Here is a 20,761-nt window from a genome sequence, read left to right as displayed (position 1 = left end):
GGTCTGGTTAGGTGTTGAAGTCGCTTGGTTTTCTGCTGGTTAGCGCGACTATGCCTGATCTGTCCAGTGACGTATCATATCGGCCTGTTTCAGACGCCGGATGAGCCAGCCTCCCCAATTCGTCAACGCCTTCATGTGGAGCTTGAGGTCATCGTGGTCAGGGCCCTGGCACTTCTGCTCGCACAGCTCGCGACCGCACCGATCGTCTCCGAGACGGTCGAGACCGGCGAACGCCGCCCGATCGACCTCGCGACATTCGAATGCCGCGACATCAACCGCAGCACGGTGCTTCAGCGCGTCTGTTACGACCGCGCGCAGCAGAACCTCGTGGTCGCGATCGACGGCAGGTATGACCGCTATTGCGGCGTCGCGGCCGAGACGGTCGACAGCCTCCTGGGCGCTCCGTCCATGGGCCAGTTCTTCAACCGGAATATCACCCGCGAGACGGCCGGCAGCCGTTACGACTGCCGCGCATGAGCTAGACCGCTCAGTCGGTCAGCATGGCGCCGACATCGGCCTCCGCGACCACCTGCCCGTTGACCTTGGCGTCGCCGTGAAACCACCACATGGCCTTGCGGCGGCCGATTGAGCGCATGTGATATTCGATGGTATCGCCGGGCAGCACCGGCTTGCGGAACTTGCACTTGTCGATGGTCAGGAAATAGACCGCGCGCGGCTTCTCGGTGCCCTCGACCGACTTGATGCCGATCACACCCGCAGTCTGCGCCATTGCTTCGATCATCATGACGCCGGGATAGACCGGGCGATCGGGAAAGTGGCCCTGGAACGGCGGCTCGTTGAAGGTGACGTTCTTGATGCCGATGCCGCTGTAATCGGTACGGATGTTGATCACGCGGTCGATCAGCAGCATTGGAAAGCGGTGCGGGAGCGTTTGCAGGATCATGTTGATGTCCACAAGCTCGAACCTGACCGGTGCTTCGTCCGTCACTCCCGTTCCTCCTGCTTCGGATCGGCCTTGCTGTCGCGCGCCAAGCGCTCCACCGCCAAAATTTCCTTGAACCACTGCCTGGTCGGCTTGGCAAAAAAACCACCCCAACGTCCGTTGGGAGGAACGTCGTCCTTGACGCCACTCATGGCAGTCACCTGAGCTCCATCCCCGATCTTGACGTGATTGTTGATGCCCACCTTCGCTCCCAGCGCCACGTTGTCGCCGAGGGTCAGGCTGCCGGCGAGCCCGATCTGGGCTGCCAGCAGGCAGTGCCGGCCGATGGTCACATTGTGGCCGATCTGGACCTGATTGTCGATTTTGGTCCCTTCCCCGATCACCGTGTCGCGCAAGGACCCGCGATCAATGGTGGTGCCGGCGCCGACCTCCACATTGTTCTGGATCAGCACGCGGCCGGTCTGGGGCACCTTCAGATGGCCCTCGGGCCCGAAGAAGATGAAGCCGTAACCGTCCTGGCCGATCGAGCAGCCCGGGTGGATCAACACGTCGTTGCCGATCAGCGCGCACTGGATGGCGGTGCGCGCGCCGACATTGCAGTCCCGGCCGATCTTGACGCCGGGGCCGATCACGGCCCCCACACCGACCACCGTGCCGCTGCCGATCTCCACGTCAGGGCCGATCACGGCCAGGGGATCGACGATCACGCCGTCCTCGAGCCTGGCCGTGGGGTCAATGATCGCCGATGGCGCAATGCCGTCGTTGCCGGTCCAGGATTGCGGCCGGAGCGCATCGCCATGCCACTCCCGCGCGATCCTGACGAAGGCGCGGAACGGCTGCGTCGCCCGCAGCACCGCCACATGCGCGGGCACCCGGGCCTCGAAACGCGGGCTCACCAGGCAGGCCCCGGCCTTGGTTGCCTTGAGCTCGTCGGCATATTTGAGATTGTCGAAGAACGCCAGATGCATCGGGCCCGCTTCGTCGAGCGAAGCAAGGCCCGTGATGATTTGGCCGCCCCTGGCGGGATCGACCAGCTCCGCCTTGGTCAGCGTGGCAATGTCAGCCAGCGCTGAGGCAGGCGGTTTTGTGAAGAAGGTCGGCTGCGCCATTCCACCCCGTCGCGGTCCGGCTTCGGCACGAAGCGGCAAGGCCGCATCATGCCTCATCTCTTGGATTGGCACGATCCCTTTCGGAAACCGGCTCCAGCGATCCGGATCGTGCCGTGCTGATCGAATTAGAACGAGGTGCCGCCGCCGAACCGGAACTCCTGCGTACGGTCGTACTTGCCCTTGCTGAGCGGCACGGCGTAGTCGAAGCGCAGCGGACCGAACGGCGAGGCCCAGATCAGGCCGACGCCGACCGACGATCGGATAACCTTGCTGTCGTCGTAAATCAGGCCGGTACAGGTTCCCGGCGTGGCCGGATTGGTGGTCGACGCCGTGCAGCCAGAGTTACCCGGCGTGGTCGTTTCGCCAGTCACGCCCCACGTCGTCGGTCCCTTGTAGTCATACAAGCCGCCGGCATCGGCATAGACCGCGCCCTTCAGACCCACTTCTTTCGGCAGGAACCAGAACGGCATCTGCAATTCGAACGAAGCGCCCCAATACTTGGTGCCGCCAAGCGCGTCCTGCGTACCGAAGGGATTGAGGTCGCGCGGGCCGATGCCGTTCGGCGCAAAGCCGCGGACGAGATTCGCGCCCATCTGGAAGTGGTCGAGCATGCGTAGATCGTCGCCCATCTTGGTCAAAATGCCGCCCTGAAGGTGGACGAGGCCGACGATGTCCGAAACCAGCGGAGTGTAGTACTTTCCGTCCGCCACGGTCTTCAGGTAGGAGACGTCGCCGCCGACGCCGGCAAAGTCCTGACGGAAATCGACGAGCAGGCCGTCGGTCGGGTTCTTGTTATTGTCCAGCGTGTTGTAGGACAGCGTGTAGCCGAGCGCGGAGGTCAGCGTCTTGCCGTTGGCAAGCTCCTTGCGCACCGGCAGCGAGGCTTCACCGTCGCTGTAGCAGCCGAGGCCATTGGTCGAGCTCAGGTCGATTGCCGGCGTCTGCGACGCGGCGAAGGCCGGGCTCGGGTTGAAGGCCGACGAACCGACGATGTTGTTACAGTTCGCCAAGTAGGACGGCAGCGTGATTTCCTGCCGGTAGATCGAGTAACGCAGCTGCAGCGACAGATCTTCACGCAGGGAGAAACCGAGGCGCGGCGAGAAACCGAGCGTCTTGGTGCCATAGGAGATGTAGCTGTTGGACTTCTGCTCACGCTGATAGAGGTCGAGACCCAGCGCGACACGGTAGTCGAGCAGATAGGGCTCGACGAACGACAGCGAGTAGCCGCGCGCATACTGGCCGTAGGTCACAGCCGCCTTGGCGAACAGGCCGCGGCCGAGCAAATTGCGTTCGGAGACCGAGACTTCGGCCAGCGCGCCGTCCGTCGTGGAGTAACCGCCGGAGACCGAGAAGTCGCCGGTCGATTTCTCTTCCATGTCGACGAGCAGGATCACGCGGTCGCTCGACGAGCCGGGCTCCGTCGTGATCTTGACGCTCTTGAAATAGTCGAGGTTCTTCAAGCGGCGCTCGGCACGGTCGACCAGCGCGCGGTTGTAGGCATCGCCCTCGGAGACGTCGAACTCGCGACGGATCACGTAGTCGCGCGTGCGGGTGTTGCCGCGAAGGTTGATGCGCTCGATATAGGTGCGCGGGCCCTCGTCGATGTTGAACACGACCGACACGGTGTGCGCCTCGAAGTTGCGGTCGCCGCCGGGACGGACCACGGCGAAGGCATAACCGCGGCGCGAGGCCTCGATCTGCATCTCCTCGACCGACTTCTCGACCGATTCGACGTTGTAGAGCGAACCGACATTGACGCGCGAATAGTTGCGCATCGAGGTGGGATCGAAGTTCGGAATGCTGGAGCGGAAGTCGATCGCGCCGACGCGATATTGCGAGCCTTCCTCGATCTTGAAGGTGACGTTGAAGCCCTTCTTCTCCGGATCGTATTCGGTGAGCGCGGCCACGACCTGGACGTCGGCAAAGCCGTTCTTGAGATAGAAGCGGCGGATCAGGTCGCGGTCGGCTTCGACGCGATCGGGATCGTAGATGTCGCTGCTGGCGAGGAAGCTCAGCAGGTTCGATTCGTGCGTCTTGATGACGTCGCGCAGGCGGTACGACGAGAACGCGCTGTTGCCGACGAATTCGATCGACTTGACGCCGGTCTTGGCGCCCTCCTCGACCGTGAAGATGAGGTCGACGCGGTTGTTCGGCTGCTCAATGACCTCAGGCGTGACGCGCACGTCGTAGCGGCCGGAGCGGCGATAGATTTCGGCGATTCGCAGCGTGTCGGACTGCACCATGGCGCGGGAGAAGGTGCCGCGCGCCTTGGACTGGACTTCGCCCGTGAGCTGCTCGTCCTTGATCTTCTTGTTGCCCTCGAAGGCAATGCGGCCGATCACCGGGTTTTCCACCACGGAGACGACGATCTGGCCACCGGCGCCGCGGTTGATCCTCACGTCCTGGAACAGGCCGGTCTCGATCAACGCCTTGAGGCCGTCGTCGATAGCGCCCTGATCCAGGCGACCGCCCGGACCCGGCTTGAAATAGGAGCGGATCGTCTCCACCTCGACACGGCGATTTCCCTCGACGGAAATCGACTGCACGGTCTGAGCGAGCGCCGACGAAGACACAAAAGCAGCCCCAACCGGGGCAAGCACCGGCGCGCCGAACATGATCAGGGTTGCGAGCAAGCCCCCCCGGAGTCGCAGTCCAAACTTCATTGCGCAACGCGCCCTTATCATTCCGCACCAGACCCAACCCCAACGCCGGTCTGGAGATTCCCCAAGTTCACGCCGCTTGTAGCCAATTTCACCGACGCCGCAAACGGTCGAGCGCGCCGTAATTTCATTTTCATTCCAAGACGTTGCCCAAGAGCAACGCCAAGAGCAACGCCACGAAAAAGCCCCTATCAGGACGCGGCCATCCGCAAGATGTCGTTGTAGGTGGCAAACACCATCAGCATCAGCACCAGGCCGAGCCCGATTCGGAACCCCATCTCCTGAGTCCGCTCGGACAGAGGCCGGCCGCGGGCCACCTCCGCCGCATAGAACATAAGGTGACCGCCATCGAGCAGCGGGATCGGGAACAGATTCAACAGGCCGATCGACACCGACAGCACCGCGCAGAGGTTGATCACGAACTGGAACCCGGCGCTGGCCGCCTGCCCCGACATCTTCGCAATGCCAAGCACGCCGCTGACCTCGTTCGGATTGCCGTTTCCGACGAACAGTGAGCCCAGGAACTTGAAGGTGCTGGTGATGATGAACCAGACCTGCTCGACCCCGATCTTGAGCGCTTCGCCGACGCCGACCGGCGATGTCGAGGCTTCACCGGCCTGAGATTTGTGCTCGACGCCGAGCACGCCGAGGCGGTGGCTGTTGCCGAAGGGATCCTTGCGCTCGAGCAGCGCCGGGGTCGCGGTCAACGACACGATGGTGCCATCCCGCTTGACCTCGAAGGCAAGTGCCGAACCCGCATTCATCGCAACGATTCGCTGCATGTCGGCAAAGCTCTCGATCGGCTTGCCATCGATCTGGACGACGACGTCGCCGATCTTGAAGCCGGCCGCGGCAGCAGCCCCGTCGACGACGACACCATCGACGCGCGCGATCGTGCTCGGCTTGCCGTAATACAGCGCCATGGCGGCGAAGATCAGCGCGCCCAGGATGAAATTGGCAATCGGTCCGGCGGCGACGATGGCGGCGCGCGGGCCGACCTTCTTGTGATGGAAGCTGCCGGCACGCTCCTCGGCCGTCATGGCCGCGAGCGTCTCGGACGACGGCGTCGAAGCCTCGCTCTCGTCCCCGAAGAACTTGACATAGCCGCCGAGCGGGATCGCCGAGATCTTCCAGCGGGTGCCATGGCGGTCGTTGAATCCGACCAGCTCAGGTCCGAAACCGAGCGAAAAAGTTAACACGCGAACGCCCGCCCAGCGCGCGACCAGGAAATGGCCGAGCTCATGGAAGAACACGACGATGGTCAGGACGAACAGGAAGGGAACCGCATAGCCGAGGAGCCCATGGCTCAACGTATTGAAACTATGGATGAAAAAGTCGATCATCGAATTCCCTCATCCAGCGCCGCAAGGCCCTGGCTCCGAACCATCTAGGATGCCTTTAAGGCAATTTGAGGCAATAGGGCGGCAGCTCTATTTCGCGCAACATGGTCAACAGAGATTGCATCGTCGGCTGAGGTCAGGGGCGCCTGGTTCCCGCCACGGATCCAGTCGTCCAGCGTCGCCTCCACCAGCCGGGCGATTGCGCCGAACCGGATCTTGCCGGCGATGAAGGCGGCGACCGCGACCTCGTTGGCGGCGTTGTAGACGGTGGTTGCCCCCTTCCCGGTCCGGAGCGAATCGAAGGCCAGGCGCAGCCCGGGGAACCGTTCGAAATCCGGCGCCTCAAAGGTCAATTGGCCGATCTTGGCCAGATCGAGCCTGGCCGCCGGGCCCTTGATGCGGTCGGGCCAGCCGAGGCAATGCGCGATCGGCGTGCGCATGTCGGGTGCCCCGAGCTGGGCCACGACCGAGCGATCGGAGAACTCGACCATGCCGTGGATGATCGACTGCGGATGAACGAGGACGTCGATCTCGTCCGGGCTCAGCGCGAACAGATAGGAAGCCTCGATCACCTCGAGTCCCTTGTTCATCATCGAGGCGGAATCGATCGTGATCTTCTGGCCCATGCTCCAATTCGGATGCTTCAGGGCTTGCTCGAGTGTCGCCTGCTCGATGTCGGCAGGTTTCCAGGTCCGGAACGGGCCGCCGGAGGCCGTGATGATGACGCGGACGAGTTCGTCGCGATTGCCTGAGCCGAGCGCCTGGAACAGCGCATTGTGCTCGGAATCGGCCGGCAGGATGCAGGCACCCGCTTTCGCCGCGCGCTGCATGAAGAAGTCGCCGGCGCAGACCAGACATTCCTTGTTGGCGAGCGCGACATGCGCGCCGCGATCGACCGCCGCCAGTGCCGGCTTCAGTCCGGCGGCGCCACTCACGGCGGCCATCACCCAATCGGCCGGACGCGCGCCGGCCTCGATCACCGCGCTTTCGCCAGCGCCGCATTCGGTGCTGGTGCCCGCGAGCGCAGCCTTGAGCTCGGCAAGCTTTGAGGTGTCGGCGATCGCCACGTAGCGCGCGGAAAACTCCTTCGCGAGCTTGGCCAGCGCTGCGACATTGCCGTTCGCCGTCAGCGCCTCGACACGGTAGCGCTCGGGAGAGGCGCGCAGCAGATCCATCGTGCTGTCGCCGATCGAGCCGGTGGCGCCGAGAACCGTGACGCTGCGGACGGTCGACGTCGCAGCCTTGTTGTTACGCAATGGAACCGCGCTCATATCCTCACCAAACCATAAGACCGCTTCCGGCGCTATGCACACCATGGCGGAGGAAGCCGATAATCCATGCCACCAGGACGGCGGCGACAAAACCGTCCAGACGGTCCAATAGGCCGCCGTGGCCGGGAATTAAGTGACTGGAATCCTTGACACCGAAGCGCCGCTTCACCGCGGATTCGAACAGATCGCCGCATGCCGACACGACCGACAGGATGGCGCTGACCAGCAGCAATGGAACCATCTTTCCGAGCCCGCAAGCGGCAAAGGCGGCCGCAACCAAAAGACTCGCTGCAAAACCGCCGACCGCGCCGGACCAGGTCTTCTTCGGGCTCACGCGCGGCCACAGCTTCGGTCCGCCGATGCCGCGGCCGGCGAAATAGCCGCCGATATCGGTCGCCCACACCACGAGCAGCACGAACATCAGCGCGGCGAAGCCGTTCACGAGATCCTGCCGCAGCAGGATCGAGGCCAGCAGCGCCGCCGATGCATAGGCGAATCCGGAGGCCGCCCAGATGAACTTGCCCCGCGCGATCACCGCCACGATCGCACCGCCAATCAGGCCGGTGACGACGGCGGTCTTCAGCGCGCCGAAGGCGACGCAGGATCCCATCATGGCGATGACGATGGTCCCTGCCCCCGTCAGCACGACCGATCCCGCTCCCACCACCATCAGCCATTCCGCGAACAGTCCGATCGACACCAGGGTGACGAGCAGCGCCCACAGCCAGCCGCCGGCATAAGCGAGCGCAATGGCGAGCGGCGCCAGCACCAGCGCTGCGAGGATACGCATCACGAGATTGCTCGGGGCAGGCTGAGAGCCGGCCGGTGCGGCCTCGGGTTCGCTCACGAGGCGGTTTTCGCGACCAGGCCGCCGAAACGGCGCTCGCGCCTGGCAAATTCGGCGATCGCGCCTTCCAGCGCCGCTTTGTCGAAATCGGGCCAGTGAATCGGCACGAAGACGAGCTCGCTATAGGCGGCCTGCCACATCAGGAAGTTGGACAGCCGCTGCTCGCCACTGGTGCGGATGATGAGATCAGGATCGGGAATGTCGGGCGCGTCGAGATGCGCCCCCAGTGTCTCGGCATCGATCGTGTCGGGATCGCGCCGACCCTCGGCGACTTCGCGCGCGAGCTTCTGCGCCGCCTTCGCGATCTCCTGCCGCGAGCCGTAGTTGAAGGCGACGACGAGCGTGAGGCGCGTGTTGTCGCGCGTCAATTCCTCCGCCTCGTTGAGGAGTGCGCAGATGTCGCCTTCCAGCCCGTCCCGCTCGCCGATGATGCGGACCTTGACGCCATCGCGATGCAGGCTCGCCAGATCGTTGCGGATGAAGCGGCGCAACAGGCCGAAGAGATCGCCGATCTCGCTCGCCGGGCGCGACCAGTTTTCCGAGCTGAAGGAGAAGATGGTGAGATGGCGGATGCCGAGCTCATGCGACGCGCGAACCACGCGGCGCAGGGCCTCCACGCCGCGGCGATGGCCTTCGGCCCGCGGCAGGCCGCGCGCGGCCGCCCAACGCCCGTTGCCGTCCATGATGATGGCGACATGCGCAGGCGCGTCGGACCGATCGGGTCCTTCCGTTGCGGGCGCGGCGGCGTTGGACATGAGGCTGCCTCAAAGCATGATCCGGAAAAGTGCGAAGCGGTTTTCCGAAAAGATCATGCGCGAACAATAACCTAAAGCGCGATCCATCGCGCTTTAGACGGTGAGGATTTCTTTTTCCTTGGCGGCCAGCAACTGGTCGATCTCGGAGATCGTGCCGTCGGTCGCCTTCTGCACCTCGTCGGCGTGGCGCTTCTGATCGTCCTCGGACATCTCGTGATTCTTCTCGAGCTTCTTGAGAACGTCGAGGCCGTCGCGGCGGACATGGCGCGCGGCGACCTTGGCGGCTTCCGCGTATTTGTGCGCGACCTTGACGAGCTCCTTGCGACGCTCCTCGTTGAGCTCGGGAATGCGCAGGCGCAGCACCTGGCCCTCGGTCGCCGGCGACAGGCCGAGATTGGAATCGACGATTGCCTTCTCCACCGCCTTGACCATCGACTTGTCCCAGACCTGCACCGAGATCAGGCGCGGCTCCGGCACGCTGACGGTGGCGAGCTGGTTGAGCGGCATGTGGCTGCCATAGGCGTCGACCTGCACCGGATCGAGCATCGAGGCGGAGGCGCGACCGGTGCGCAGGCCGCCGAGTTCGTGCTTGAGCGACTGGATGGCGCCCTGCATGCGGCGCTTCACTTCGTTGAGGTCGAAATTATCCGTGGCCATCACGTTTCTCCTTCAAAATCCCGGCGACCTCTCCGCACCCTTACCTAAAGGGCGCAACGACGAGCCGTCAGCCGGCGACAATGGTTCCGTGGCCGCCGCCACGCAGTACAGCGCCGATCGAACCCGGCTCAGCGATCGAGAACACGATGATAGGCAGCGACGTCTCGCGGGCAAGCGCGAAGGCGGTCGCATCCATCACCTTGTAGCCGCCCTCGATCGCCTGCGAATGCGTCAGGCGGTCGAATCGCGTCGCCGTCGGATCCTGCTTCGGGTCGGCCGAGTAGACGCCGTCGACATTGGTCGCCTTCAGCACCGCCTGGGCGCCGATCTCGGCGGCGCGCAGCACCGCGGTCGTGTCGGTGGTGAAGAACGGATTGCCGGTTCCGCCGCCGAGCAGCACGATCCGGCCCTCGGCAAGGTATTTGTGCGCCGCGGCGCGCGTGAACAGCTCGGAAATTTCGGGCATGACGAAGGCCGACAGCGTGCGCGCCGGCGTGCCCTTGCGCTCGATGGTGGCTTCGAGCGCGAGGCAGTTCATCATCGTAGCGAGCATGCCCATGGTGTCGCCGGTCGGGCGCGACACGCCACGCGAGGAGACCTCGACGCCGCGGAAGAGGTTGCCGCCACCGATCACGACGGCGACCTCGGTGCCGAGATGGCGAGCTGCGATCAGATCGTCGGCAACCCGGTCGATGGTCGGCTGATCGATGCCAAAACCCTGCGGTCCCGCGAGATATTCGCCGGACAGCTTGATCACGACGCGACGATAGACCGGATCAGTCATGAGCACTTTCCTTGTCCGGGTGCCGCTTCCGGCGGCACGCCGGAAGGAACGTTCCGGCGCTTATTTCTTGCCGCTGGCCGCCGCGACCTCGGCCGCGAAGTCGCTTTCCTGCTTCTCGATTCCCTCACCGAGAGCATAGCGCACAAAGCCCGCGATCTTCACCGCGCCGCCGACCTTGCCTTCGGCTTCCTTCACCGCCTGCGCCACCGACTTGCCGGTGTCGTGGATGAAGGCCTGCTCGAGCAGACAGACTTCCTTGTAGTAGGTCTTGAGGCCGGACTCGACGATCTTCTCGATCACGTTCTCGGGCTTGCCCTGCTGGCGATATTTGTCGGCGAGCACGTCCTTCTCGCGCTTGACGACCGCCGGATCGAGGCCGGACGGATCGAGCGCCAGCGGATTGGCGGCCGCGATATGCATCGCGATCTGGCGGCCGAGCACTGCGAGATCGTCGGCCTTGCCCGGCGATTCCAGCGCCACGATCACGCCCATCTTGCCAGCGCCCTCGATGACCGCGCCGTGAACGTAGCTCGACACGACGCCCTGGCTCACCTCGAGGGATGCTGCGCGGCGCAGCGTCATGTTCTCGCCGATGGTGGCGATCGCGTCATTGATCGCAGCTTCGACCGTGACCTCGCCGACCTTGGCGGCCTTGACCTTCTCGACATCGGCGCCGACGTCGAAAGCGACCTGGGCGACCATCTTGACGAGGCCCTGAAACTGGCCGTTGCGCGCGACGAAGTCGGTCTCGGAGTTGACCTCGACCACGACGCCCTTGGTGCCCTTGGTGAGCGCGCCGATCAAACCCTCGGCGGCGACGCGGCCCGACTTCTTGGCGGCTTTCGACAGGCCCTTCTTGCGCAGCCAATCCTGCGCCGCTTCCAAGTTGCCGTCGTTTTCGGTCAGCGCGGCCTTGCAGTCCATCATGCCTGCGCCGGTCGACTCGCGCAGGTCCTTGACCATCGCAGCTGTGATCGTTGCCATCGTTGAAAATCCTTTTTGCCTGCCGGTTCGCCGCGGCGTGGCATTGAATTGCCCCGCCGCGGTCCATCTCAGGAATTCGCGTCAACTGAAATGGTGGCCGGAGCTTATCCGGCCAACCCATCGCTCTTTTTGACTATTCCGCTTCCGCGGTCAGCGCCTTGGCCTTGGCCACCCAGGCATCGGCCCGGCTCGGCAGACCGACTTCTTCGCCGATCTTGTGCGCGGTGTCGTGATCGAGCTCGGCGAGCTGCCAGAAATGGAAGATGCCGAGGTCGTTGAACTTCTTCTCGATCGCACCCGACACGCCCGGGAGCTTCTTGAGGTCGTCGGAAGTGCCACGCGGACCAGCAAGGCCCTGGAAGCCGCTCGGCGACGAAGCCGGCAGCTCTTCGGCGAGCGGACGCACCGAAGCACCGACGTCGATGCCGGAATCGCCCTGGGCGCGCGAAATGCCGTCGATCGCCGCGCGCGCGATCAGATCGCAATAGAGCGCGATGGCGCGGCCGGCGTCGTCATTGCCCGGCACCACATAGGTGATGCCCTTCGGATCCGAATTGGTGTCGACGATCGCGGCGACCGGGATGTTGAGCCGCTGGGCTTCCTGGATCGCGATGTCTTCCTTGTTGGTGTCGATCACGAAGATCAGGTCGGGCAGACCGCCCATGTCCTTGATGCCGCCGAGCGAGCGGTCGAGCTTGTCGCGCTCGCGCTGAAGCGTCAGGCGCTCCTTCTTGGTGTAGGAGGAGGCGTCGCCGCCGGCGAGCACGTCGTCGAGGTGACGCAGGCGCTTGATCGAGCCCGAGATCGTCTTCCAGTTGGTCAGCGTGCCGCCGAGCCAGCGCGAATTGACGAAGTACTGCGCGCAGCGCTTGGCCGCGTCGGCGACGCCGTCCTGCGCCTGGCGCTTGGTGCCGACGAACAGGATGCGGCCGCCCTTGGCGACGGTGTCGCTGACCGCCTGCAAGGCGTTATGCAGCAACGGCACGGTCTGCGCGAGGTCGACGATGTGGATGTTGTTGCGAGCCCCGAAAATGAACGGTGCCATTTTCGGATTCCAGCGGTGAGACTGGTGACCAAAGTGCACGCCGGCTTCGAGGAGCTGACGCATAGTGAAATCGGGTAGTGCCATCGTTCTAATTCTCCGGTTGGTTCCTCCGGAAGCGTGTGAGCAGAACGGAGCGTTGTCGCCCCGGCTGCCACCGGACGGCCTTGTGAGCCATGCTTCCGTGTGAGATGGCGCGGTGTATAGCGCGATTTCGGCCAGAAGCAAGGAAATAAGGGCCTTTCGGGGCGGCTGTCGCCCGCGAGAGGCCCCCTTCCGTAAAGACCACGCTGCGCCCTAGCATCTGCCTAGCATTTGGGCTGGTTCGGCGGGCACTTCTTTGCCGCCGGCGGCGGGGCCGCGGGGCGCGGCGGAGGTGCTGCCGGGCGCGGCGGAGGCGCGACGGCCATCCGGGGCGGCGGCGGTGGCGCCGGCCGGGCTACCGGCGGTGGCGGCGCGGGTCGGGCCATTGGCGGCGGCGCCGGCCGAGCGGCTGCCACGGGCGGAGCCACCCGGGCCGGCGGAGGCGATGCGACACGCGGTGGAGGCGGCGGTGTCGGACGCGCCACGGCCGCTGGCGGCGGAGGCGTCGGTCTCGCCACGGCCTGAGGCCGCGGCGGTGGTGCCGACGGCCGGGCGGCCTGTGCGGGAGCAGCCGACGGCTGATTCTGCGGCCTGATCGGCTCGCGCGCGGCCGAGGGCGGCGTCGTGACCGGTCGTCCAGCTGCGCCAGGAGGCGTGCGGGCAGCAGGCGGCGAGCCAGCCGGCTCGCGGGTCGCGGACTTGCCATGTTCCCCAGGCCCGGTCCCAGGCGCGGTCTGGGCCACGGGCGGCTTCTGCGGTTGGCCGGGCGCCGCGGCCGGGTTCGCCGTGGACGGCGTAGCTGTCGTCGGCGCGGCAGCGGTTGGCGCACCGGGATGAGCCGGCAGCGTGGTGCCGGGAGCAGCAGTCGTCGGCGCCCCCGGATGCGTCGGCGGCGGTGCGCCGGGTGCAGTGGCCGTCGGCAGCCCGGGTCTGCCGCCCGGCAGATGCCCGGCCCCCGCTGGCGGTACAGGCGGACCGCCATGGGTGCCGGGAACCGGCAGCGTGTTGGCCTGGGGCAACCTGGCCGGTGGCGCGGCCGGTGGCGTACCGGTCGGCGCGACATTGGCCGGCGTTGCCGGAGGCGTTCCTGGCCTCACCGTCGGCTGGATCGTCGCGCTCGGCGGCATCGGCGCCTTGCCCTGCTGGATCAGGGCGGCGCGCTGCACGGCCGCCTGCGGCATGGCTGGACCGGCCGGGTTGGCGCGGCCGGCAACGGCCGGCGTGAGATTGCCTGGTCCGGCACCCGTACCCGCACCCACCGGCGGCGCCGGCGGCCGGTTGATCACCGTGTTGATCACCGTCGTATTATGGATGTTCTGATAGATGATGTTGTTCGGCGGCGGCGCGACATAGACCGGCGGCCTGAAGAACACCGGGATCGGCACGAACATCGGCTGCGGCAGCACGAACAGGCCCACCACCGGCATCGGCGGCTCCAGCACGACGAAATCCGGAGGCGGCGGCGGCAGATAGTAGACCGGCGGCGCCGGTGGCGGCGCGAAGCCAAAATCGGGATCGCTGAAATACAGCACGGGACGGTCGACATAGACCACCTCCTCCGGCGGCGGTGGGGGCACGTCGTAGTCGATCATCGCGAAGCTCGGCGGCGGCTCGGCCGGCGCGGTGAGGATCGCCAGGCGCCGGCGCGCATCACCCGCATGCGGGCCACGTGGATAGCGGCGCAGATACGACCAATAGGCCTCCGGCGTGTCGTTCCGGTAGGTCCGCCGCCAGGTGATGGCCTCGCGGCGCGCCGCCACGATCGCCATCACGCGCTTCGACATCGGATCGTTAGGGTAGGCGCCGAGAAATTCCTCATAAGCCGGCAGCGTGTCGCGCGAGAGCGCGGCAGCATAGGCGTCCTGCACGCCGAGATCGCGGATCGGCTTGTTGCGAATCGCAGCGACCTGGTCGGGTGCCGTCTCCGGCGGCGGCGCGTCGGGCCCGCGCTCGAAGAACGAGAATGGCGCGGAAATCTTCTGCTCGTTCCAGGGTACCTGCGCGCCCTTGCTGGCCTCGTTGACGCGCAGGCGAACGCGATCGAACACATCGGGTAGCGGCAGGCCGCCGGTGCGGATCATCTCCGCCAGCGACTGCGCGTAGATGCCGTATGGCCCCGGTTCCTCCGGCGCTACCGTGCCGGGGGCGGCATTGAAGGCGATCAGCATGTTGGCGTCGGGCTCGACCAGCGCAAGTCCGCTGGCGATCTGCTGGCCGCCCTCCACGAAGGGCTGCGCCCGCGCGGCATCGAGCACGACGATGTTGGCCTTGAGCGGAACGGAAGCGAGCTGGCGCGCGTAGTCGCTGATGCGCAGGCCCTCGGTCGGAATGTCGGTGTCGCGGGTGATGTTGGAATCGACCGGGATGAAATAGTTCTCACCCGCGAGCTGCACGCCGTAGCCGGCGAGATAGATCATCGCGACGGTGCCGGGGCCGGAGGCCTGCGCCTTCTGGATGAAATCGCGAAAACTCTTGCGCAGCGTGTCGCCGTCGAGATCGCGGGCGCCGACGACGTCGAAGCCCGCCGCCTGCAGCGTCTGCGCGATCAGGCCGGCATCGTTCGCGGTCGTCGCCAGCGGCGACTTGGCATAGGCGCCGTTGCCGACCACGAGCGCGATGCGCTTTTCCTGCTGCTGCGCACGCGCCGGATCCGGCGCTCCCGCGGCAAGGACCGCGATCGGCAGGAGAAGGCAGATGAAGACTCTGAGCGTCCCACGCATGGCTTACTTGCCCGCTATTGTTGTTGAGGTGCCGCCACACATCAGACGCGCGCCCGGCTGAACGGCACTTGAACGAAAGGCCTGGCTAACGAAAGGCCTAAACAACGAAAGGCTTGGATTGAGGCAGTGGCATGGCGCCCGGCGCCGACGCCAAGCGCCTGCGTCAGGCTCGCGTCAGCTTCGCGACGACGAACCGGCGCGAGGCGATCAGGTCGTCAGCCCTGCGCGATCAGGTCGACCGTTCCCGTCGTGAGCCGGTAGATGCCGCCCACGACCTTCAGCTTGCCCTGCTCCACGGCCGCATTGAGAATCGGCGCCGCCGATTTCAGCTTCGCGACGTTGTCGATCACGTTCTGCCGGATCGCGTTGTCCTGGACGTCCCCACCCTGCTGCATCGCAGCCTTGGCGGCGGGCGCGATCGCATCGACCAGCGAGGGGATGTGGCCCGGCGGCGGCTTGTTGTCCTTGATCGCCTTCAGCGTCGCATCGATGGCGCCGCAAGAGTCATGGCCGAGCACCAGGATCAGCGGCGCGCCCAGCACCGCGACCGTATATTCCATGCTGGCGATGGTCTCATTGCCGGCGAAATTTCCGGCGACGCGGCAGACGAACAGATCGCCGCGGCCGGTGTCGAAGGCATATTCCGGCGCGATGCGCGAATCGGCACAGCTCAGCACGGCGGCGAACGGGTTCTGCCCGCCGACCAGCGCCTCGCGCTCGTGCTTGAAATCGTGCCGCCGCGACACGCCGTCAACGTAGCGCGCATTGCCGTCCATCAGGCGCTTCAGCGACGCATCGGGCGACAGCACGTTCTGCGGCTTGGGCGGCGCCTTGGTCTCCTTGGCAAAGGCGGCTCCACCCAGGGCCAGCCCGAGCGCGGAGACAGTCAAGTGGATGAGCGACCTCCGCGAAGGCCCGATGTGGACACCGCGATCACTGACGCAATTCTCGCACATGTTTTGCTCCTCCCCACCCGGCCGCCTTCGTCGATGCCGCGGCAGCCTTGCCGCGCATCCTAGTCGATGGCTTGCAACTCGGCGAGCTTTGTTCGCGCGGTCGCCTCGTCGAGCGGAACAAGCTCCGCCGGCCCGGGATTCGCCTCGCCAGCGGTCGCGACGGAAACGATCGCAAGCCCGGCCAGGCCGCCGAGGACCGCTCCGCCCGTCGCGGCATCGTGCCTGGGACTGCTCTTGACGAGGTAAAATTGCGTGCGGCCGGATTCCATCACGATCTCGCGCCTGGTGTCGCCGGGAAACAGCAGCTCGGTCACCAGCACTTCGTGGCGGCCGGCCGGACGGTCGGCATAGGCATATTTTCCGGCCACGACCTTCCCGAGCGGCGCACCGTCGAGCTTCACCTCGCAGGCGCAGATTGCCATGCTCAGGCCCTGCCGCTTGTCCTGCAAGAAAACCACGCGCGACTGCCCCGCGCGCGGAGGACCGACCTTTCGTGACACAGAAGCAAAGTCGGTTCCGACCTGATCGCTGACACAGCCCGTAAGCCCTGCACCAACGGCGAACAACAGCACGCCCAGTCGCAGCATAACGCCCCCAATTCATTCCCCGGGGACATGCTAGCCAAAAACAGCGGAAGGTTGCAACGGATCCGACATCCCTACTTTGTCGAATGATCGACCGACTGCAACAGCGAATGCGGCTACAGCTGCTGCACGTCCACCACGCCCGCGACCGCCTTGATGGCGCCGGCGATCTGCGGCGAGACCTTGAAGCGGCCGGGCAGCTTCATCTCGACCTCGGTTTCGAGGTCGAGCATCATGACCAGCGAGACCTCGCCGTCGCCGTTGGAGCGTGGCGCGGTGCCGGGACTGCCGATTTTCGGCGCGGCGCCGTTCGAAGCCGCCATGTCGGGGCCGGCGAGACGCTTGGCGATCGATTCCAGCGGCTTGGTGTCGCGCACGAAGATGCGCAGGCCCTTCTGCGTCTTGGCCGCGGCGTCGTCCAGCGGTTCGGCGTGGAGCACGCGCGCGCGCACGTCCTCGCCCTGGAGCTCGGCGCCGAGCTGGAGCAGCACCGCGGCGCCCGGCTCCAGCACGTCGCGATATTGCGCGAGGCCTTCCGAGAACAGCACCGCCTCGAAATGTCCGGTCGGATCGGACAGGCCCATGATGCCCATCTTGTTGCCGGTCTTGGTGCGTCGCTCCATGCGCGACACCACGGTGGCCGCGACCTTGCCGGCGGTGGCGCCGGTCTTCACCGCGCGCGAGAACTCGGCCCAGGACTGCACGCGCAGCCGCTTCAGCACGGTGGCGTAATCGTCGAGCGGATGTCCCGACAGGAAGAAGCCGATCGCGTCATATTCGCGGCGCAGCCGCTCGGCCGGCAGCCACGGCTCGATCTGCGGCAGCATGATGGTCGGCGCATCGGCGGAGCTGCCGAACATGTCGTTCTGGCCGACGGTTGCAGCTTCGTTCGCCCGCTGGCATGCGGCAAGGATCGAGTCCGCGCCGGCGAAGACTCGCGCCCTGTTCGGCTCCAGCGTGTCGAAGGCGCCCGCGGCGGCGAGGCTTTCGATGATGCGCTTGTTGATCGCGCGCGGCGACACCCGCGCGGCAAACTCGGCGAGCGAGGTGAACAGGCCGTTCCTGGTCCGCTCCGCGATGATCTGCTCGACGGCCGCAATGCCGACGCCCTTCAGCGCCGCGAGCGCGTAGTAGATGGTCTTGTCGCCGACCTCGAAGGTGGCGCCGGACCGGTTGATATTCGGCGGCTCGACCTTGATGCCGAGGCGCTGCGCCTCGGAGCGGAATTCGGAGAGCTTGTCCGTGTTGTTGAGATCGAGCGTCATCGACGCCGCGATGAACTCGACCGGGTAATGCGCCTTCATGTAGGCGGTGTGGTAGGACACCAGCGCATAGGCCGCCGCGTGGCTCTTGTTGAAGCCGTAATCGGCGAATTTCGCCAGCAGCTCGAAGATGGTGTCGGCCTGCCCCTTCGGCACGCCGTTCTTCACCGCGCCCGCGACGAAGATCTCGCGCTGCTTCTCCATCTCGGTGCGGATCTTCTTGCCCATGGCGCGGCGCAGCAGGTCGGCGTCGCCGAGCGAATAGCCCGACATCACCTGCGCGATCTGCATCACCTGTTCCTGGTAGATGATGACGCCGAAGGTCTCTTTGAGAATCGGCTCCAGCACGGGGTGGAGATATTCCGGCTCCTCGTCGCCGTGCTTGCGCGCGCAATAGGTCGGGATGTTCGCCATCGGGCCCGGTCGATAGAGCGCGACCAGCGCGATGATGTCCTCGAAACGGTCGGGGCGCATGTCGACCAGCGCGCGCCGCATGCCCTGGCTTTCAACCTGGAACACGCCGACCACCTCGCCGCGCGCCAGCATCTGGTAGCTTTCGGCATCGTCGATCGGCAGCGTCGCGAGATCGACGTGGACGTCGCGCGGCTTGAGCAGCTTGATCGCGACGTCGAGCACGGTCAGCGTCTTCAGCCCGAGGAAGTCGAACTTCACGAGGCCCGCGGGCTCGACCCATTTCATGTTGAACTGGGTCACCGGCATGTCGGATTTGGGATCGCGGTAGAGCGGCACCAGCTCGCTCAGGGGGCGATCGCCGATCACGATGCCGGCGGCATGCGTCGAGGCGTGGCGGGTCAGGCCTTCGAGGCGCTGGGCGATGTCGAAGGCGCGCGCCACCACCGGGTCTTCGTCACGGAACGCCTGAAGCTTCGGCTCGCTCTCGATCGCGGCCGCAAGCGTCACCGGCGCGGCCGGATTCTGCGGCACGAGCTTGGTCAGCTTGTCGACCTGGCCATAGGGCATTTGCAGCACGCGGCCGACGTCGCGCAGCACGCCGCGCGCCTGCAGCGTACCGAAGGTGATGATCTGCGCGACCTGGTCGCGGCCGTAGCGCTGCTGGACGTACTGGATCACCTCGCCGCGGCGGTCCTGGCAGAAGTCGATGTCGAAGTCCGGCATCGAGACGCGTTCCGGATTGAGGAAGCGCTCGAACAGCAGGCCGAACTTGATCGGGTCGAGGTCGGTGATGGTCAGCGCCCAGGCGACCAGCGAGCCTGCGCCGGAGCCGCGGCCCGGCCCGACCGGAATGCCCTGGCCCTTCGCCCATTTGATGAAGTCGGCCACGATCAGGAAGTAGCCCGCGTATTTCATGCGCATGATGACGTCGAGCTCGAACGCCAGGCGCTTGTTGTAGTCCTCTTCCGTGGTACCCAGCGACAGGCCGTGCACGCGCAGGCGGTTGGCGAGCCCCTCCTCCGCCTGCCGCTTCAATTCGTCCGCCTCGACCGCGGCGGCATCGGAGCTTGCGGCAGCACCGACCGTGAAGAACGGCAGGATTGGCTTGCGCGTCATCGGCCGGAACGAGCAGCGCTCGGCGATCTCCACCGTCGAGGCCAGCGCCTCCGGAATGTCGGCGAACAGCACCGCCATCTCGGCGCGGGTCTTGAAGCGGTGATCGGGCGTGAGCTGCTCGCGCTCGGTTTCCGCGATCAGCCGCCCGCCGGCGATGCAGAGCAGCGCATCATGCGCTTCGTAATCGTCGGTCGCGGCGAAATACGGCTCGTTGCTCGCAACCAGCGGCAGGCCCTTGGCGTAGGCAATGTCGATCAGGCCGCTTTCGACCCGCCGCTCCTTCTCGGTGTTGTGGCGCTGCAATTCGACGTAGAGGCGATCCCCGAACAGGGTGGCCAGACGCTCGCAGCGCGCCGCCGCGAGCTCGGCATAACCGCCGGCAAGCGCCAGCGAGATCGGCCCGTCCGGACCGCCCGTCAGCGCGATCAGGCCTTCGGTCTCGCCTTCAAGCCAGTCGAGCTTGATATGGCAGGCATGGGTGTCGGGAGTCTCCAGAAACGCGCGCGAGTTCAGCCGCATCAGGCTGCGATAGCCGCGCTCCTGCGCGGCCAGCAGCACCACGCGCGAGGGCAGAAGCGCGTTGCGCGCATTGGGATCCTGGTCGCCGAAATCGATCGCGAGCTCGCAGCCGACGATCGGCTGGATTCCGGAGCCCGCCATCTTGTCGGAGAACTCCAGCGCACCGAACATGTTGTCGGTGTCGGTCAGCGCCAGCGCCGGCTGATGGTCTTTCTTCGCAAGCTCGGCGAGCTTGGCGATCTTGATCGAGCCCTTGAGCAGCGAATAGGCCGAGTGAACGTGAAGGTGGACAAATCCGGCGCTCGGCATGGTCGCGTGACGGCCTCTTGCACATGAGATGGAGCGGTCGCCGGCACCGGAGGCATCCTGCCCTCGCCCGGCCGACTCGCCTCACAATGGTGGGGCGTCGCCGCGCCAGAGTCCACGCCGGAGCGGCCGATCGGCCACGTCGTCCCGCTTTTCCCCAGGGACGCTCAAAGAGGGCACTCGAGGGGCCCGCCCCCTACAGCTGCGGGATCACCTGCGCCCAGATCGCGATCATCCCGACGAACAGCGCGATCGAGGCCAGCGCGGCGGCTTCTTCGACGAAAATCCTGAACATGGCTTGCTCCATGGCTAGAACGTATGAAGAACATTGTTCTCATTTCGTTCTCGGGAGTCAAGACGTCTCAATCATCTCGAAATGGAATGGTTAACTCGCTGAATTCGAACAACAAAAAAGCCCCGGCCGATGGCCGGGGCTTTCGCCAACCG

At 65.7% G+C, this 20,761-nt stretch carries 16 protein-coding genes; 1 reads left to right on the top strand and 15 read right to left on the bottom strand.

Features of this window, described 5'->3' with window-relative positions; genetic code table 11:
- Positions 1 to 153: 153 nt before the first annotated feature.
- Positions 154 to 477 carry a KTSC domain-containing protein gene (locus QCM77_RS13660; protein WP_279683909.1) on the top strand — a complete coding sequence of 108 codons (324 nt, stop codon included), beginning with the start codon at positions 154 to 156 and terminating at the stop codon, positions 475 to 477.
- Positions 478 to 487: 10 nt separating this feature from the next.
- Here QCM77_RS13660 and fabZ read toward each other — a convergent pair whose 3' ends face one another.
- The 15 genes from fabZ to dnaE all read right to left on the bottom strand — a co-directional run bounded on the left by fabZ (position 488) and on the right by dnaE (position 20,317).
- The gene (gene fabZ / locus QCM77_RS13655; RefSeq protein ID WP_050992707.1) at positions 488 to 904 is read right to left on the bottom strand and encodes a 3-hydroxyacyl-ACP dehydratase FabZ; all 417 of its coding nucleotides are present in this window, start codon (positions 902 to 904) and stop codon (positions 488 to 490) included.
- A gap of 41 nt (positions 905 to 945) precedes the next feature.
- Complete coding sequence (lpxD, locus tag QCM77_RS13650) at positions 946 to 2,013, bottom strand: UDP-3-O-(3-hydroxymyristoyl)glucosamine N-acyltransferase (RefSeq protein ID WP_279664255.1); 1,068 nt, start codon at positions 2,011 to 2,013, stop codon at positions 946 to 948.
- A 125-nt stretch (positions 2,014 to 2,138) separates the two neighbouring features.
- On the bottom strand, positions 2,139 to 4,676 hold the full coding sequence (gene bamA, locus QCM77_RS13645; protein WP_279664257.1) for an outer membrane protein assembly factor BamA: 2,538 nt from the start codon (positions 4,674 to 4,676) through the stop codon (positions 2,139 to 2,141).
- Positions 4,677 to 4,864: 188 nt separating this feature from the next.
- Positions 4,865 to 6,016, bottom strand: a complete 1,152-nt coding sequence (gene rseP, locus QCM77_RS13640) for an RIP metalloprotease RseP (RefSeq protein WP_279683908.1) — start codon at positions 6,014 to 6,016, stop codon at positions 4,865 to 4,867.
- Between the two features lie 44 nt (positions 6,017 to 6,060).
- Complete coding sequence (gene dxr, locus QCM77_RS13635; RefSeq protein ID WP_279664261.1) at positions 6,061 to 7,284, bottom strand: 1-deoxy-D-xylulose-5-phosphate reductoisomerase; 1,224 nt, start codon at positions 7,282 to 7,284, stop codon at positions 6,061 to 6,063.
- A gap of 4 nt (positions 7,285 to 7,288) precedes the next feature.
- The gene (locus QCM77_RS13630; protein ID WP_279664262.1) at positions 7,289 to 8,131 is read right to left on the bottom strand and encodes a phosphatidate cytidylyltransferase; all 843 of its coding nucleotides are present in this window, start codon (positions 8,129 to 8,131) and stop codon (positions 7,289 to 7,291) included.
- Positions 8,128 to 8,886, bottom strand: coding sequence for an isoprenyl transferase (locus tag QCM77_RS13625; RefSeq protein ID WP_279664265.1), 759 nt, complete (start codon positions 8,884 to 8,886; stop codon positions 8,128 to 8,130). The genes QCM77_RS13630 and QCM77_RS13625 overlap by 4 nt, the downstream gene beginning before the upstream one ends.
- 93 nt (positions 8,887 to 8,979) lie before the next feature.
- Positions 8,980 to 9,543: a ribosome recycling factor gene (frr, locus tag QCM77_RS13620; protein WP_007603628.1), complete on the bottom strand. Its 564-nt coding sequence runs from the start codon at positions 9,541 to 9,543 to the stop codon at positions 8,980 to 8,982.
- 67 nt (positions 9,544 to 9,610) lie between these two features.
- Positions 9,611 to 10,327, bottom strand: coding sequence for a UMP kinase (gene pyrH, locus QCM77_RS13615; RefSeq protein WP_279664271.1), 717 nt, complete (start codon positions 10,325 to 10,327; stop codon positions 9,611 to 9,613).
- A 60-nt stretch (positions 10,328 to 10,387) separates the two neighbouring features.
- Positions 10,388 to 11,311: a translation elongation factor Ts gene (gene tsf, locus QCM77_RS13610; protein WP_279664274.1), complete on the bottom strand. Its 924-nt coding sequence runs from the start codon at positions 11,309 to 11,311 to the stop codon at positions 10,388 to 10,390.
- A gap of 133 nt (positions 11,312 to 11,444) precedes the next feature.
- Positions 11,445 to 12,440 (bottom strand): 30S ribosomal protein S2, encoded by a 996-nt coding sequence (locus QCM77_RS13605; RefSeq protein WP_279664276.1) that lies wholly within the window; start codon positions 12,438 to 12,440, stop codon positions 11,445 to 11,447.
- Positions 12,441 to 12,661: 221 nt separating this feature from the next.
- Positions 12,662 to 15,157 carry a caspase family protein gene (locus QCM77_RS13600; protein ID WP_279664278.1) on the bottom strand — a complete coding sequence of 832 codons (2,496 nt, stop codon included), beginning with the start codon at positions 15,155 to 15,157 and terminating at the stop codon, positions 12,662 to 12,664.
- A gap of 215 nt (positions 15,158 to 15,372) precedes the next feature.
- On the bottom strand, positions 15,373 to 16,113 hold the full coding sequence (locus tag QCM77_RS13595; protein WP_279664281.1) for a carbonic anhydrase: 741 nt from the start codon (positions 16,111 to 16,113) through the stop codon (positions 15,373 to 15,375).
- A 59-nt stretch (positions 16,114 to 16,172) separates the two neighbouring features.
- Positions 16,173 to 16,571, bottom strand: a complete 399-nt coding sequence (locus QCM77_RS13590) for a DUF2846 domain-containing protein (RefSeq protein WP_279664283.1) — start codon at positions 16,569 to 16,571, stop codon at positions 16,173 to 16,175.
- A 242-nt stretch (positions 16,572 to 16,813) separates the two neighbouring features.
- Complete coding sequence (dnaE, locus tag QCM77_RS13585) at positions 16,814 to 20,317, bottom strand: DNA polymerase III subunit alpha (RefSeq protein WP_279664285.1); 3,504 nt, start codon at positions 20,315 to 20,317, stop codon at positions 16,814 to 16,816.
- Positions 20,318 to 20,761: the final 444 nt, after the last annotated feature.

This window comes from Bradyrhizobium nivariense, assembly GCF_029846695.2.
GTDB lineage: Bacteria > Pseudomonadota > Alphaproteobacteria > Rhizobiales > Xanthobacteraceae > Bradyrhizobium.
Note: the sequence above shows the minus strand (reverse complement) of the source record. Positions and strands in the feature narration are given on the sequence as shown.